1 protein-coding gene is annotated in these 1,620 nt (G+C 60.2%); it reads left to right on the top strand.

All coding sequences use genetic code 11. From position 1 onward, the window contains the following. Positions 1-137: 137 nt before the first annotated feature. A partial coding sequence (locus P0D80_RS50015) for a beta-propeller fold lactonase family protein (RefSeq protein ID WP_408296127.1) occupies positions 138-1,620 on the top strand: 1,483 nt, incomplete at its 3' end.

Raw genomic sequence — 1,620 nt, 5'->3', positions numbered from 1 at the left:
TGCTCTCGGCAAGGGTCGAGTCTCTTAAGAGACCGGTGTGCTCTGCGGAAGGCTTTTGCTCGGTACGGCTCGTGCGTACTGCAGATCGGCCGTCGATGATTTGTTGCTTCGTTATGATCAAACGAAGGAGTTGAATCATGCACTTTCTGTCCGTCCTACGACGACTCAGCGTCGTCGCACTTCTCTGTGCGGCTCACAGTACGTTCGCCCAGAACTATACCATCACTGCGCTAGGTACCTTGGGCGGCACGACAAGCTATGGCTATGGGGTGAACGCCAATGGCCAGGTTGCCGGCGCGAGCAGCAGTACCGCGGGCAAAGCCTTGCCGCTCACCGCGTTCCTGTACAGTGGCGGCCTGATGAAAAACCTCGGCGCCGGCGCTGGCAGCAGTGCGCTCAGCATCAATGCGAGCGGTATCGTGGCCGGTTTCAGCTTCGTCAAACCGAACAGCCCGGTAACTCATGCGTTTGTGACCCGCGCGACGGGCGGCCTGATCGATCTGGGCACGTTGGGTGGGCCGCTCAGCGTGGCAAACGCGATCAACGCGAATGGCCAGGTGGTCGGCAGCAGTACGACGGGAGGATTGTCGGTCCACGCGTTTCTGATCAATGCGCCATATACACCCAACAGCATGAAGGATCTGGGCACGCTGGGCGGCCCGATCAGCGTGGCGACCGCGATCAACGACAGAGGTCAGGTGGTGGGCACCAGTTTGAAGAAGGATTCCCTGACCACGCATGCGTTCCTGATCAATTCTCCGTATGCCGCAGACAGCATGCAGGATCTGGGTTCGCTGGGTGGGTTGGTGACCATTGCCACGGGCATCAACAACAGTGGCCAGGTGGTGGGCAGCAGCATGCTAAAAGGCAATCAGGCCATTCATGCTTTCCTGCTCAATACTGCACCGCTGGGCACGACGACGGATCTGGGCACGTTGGGCGGCAGCTTTAGCCAAGCCAACGCGATCAACGCTGCGGGAAAGATCGTCGGCAACAGCTATACAGCGAAGAACGCCGCCTCGCACGCTTTTATTTACCAGAGCAGCGCGCAGGGCGGCTCGGGACGCATGGTCGATCTCAACACATTGATTCCGGCTACATCGGGCTGGGTGCTCAACAGCGCCACGAGCATCGCGGATAACGGTACTATCACGGGATACGGCACCTTCAATGGGCAGACACAGGCGTACCTGCTGGTGCCCGCGAAGCATTTCGCGTATGTGACGAATGTCAACAGCAACACGGTGTCGATGTACACGGTGAACACGGACGGCACCCTGTCCCCGCTCGGCAGCCCCGTGCCAACCGGAAGCCACCCGCTCTCGATCGCGGTGGCGCCTTCCGGCCGGTTTGCGTATGTGGCAAATTCGAAGGACAACACGGTTTCGATGTACACGGTGAACGTGGATGGCACCCTGTCCCCGCTTGGCCGCCCCGTGCCAACCGGAGTCGTGCCACTCTCTATCGCGGTGGCGCCCTCTGGCCAAGCCGCGTATGTGGCAAATTTGAACAGCAACACGGTGTCGATGTACACGGTAAACACGGACGGCACCCTGTCCCCGCTCGGCAGCCCCGTCCCAACCGGACTCTCGCCATTTTCGATCACAGTGTCGCCCTCTG

The organism is Paraburkholderia sp. RL17-373-BIF-A, from assembly GCF_046030175.1.
In the GTDB taxonomy this organism is placed as follows: domain Bacteria; phylum Pseudomonadota; class Gammaproteobacteria; order Burkholderiales; family Burkholderiaceae; genus Paraburkholderia.
The sequence above is the reverse complement of the archived record's forward strand: the minus strand, read 5'-3'. Positions and strand labels throughout refer to the sequence as shown.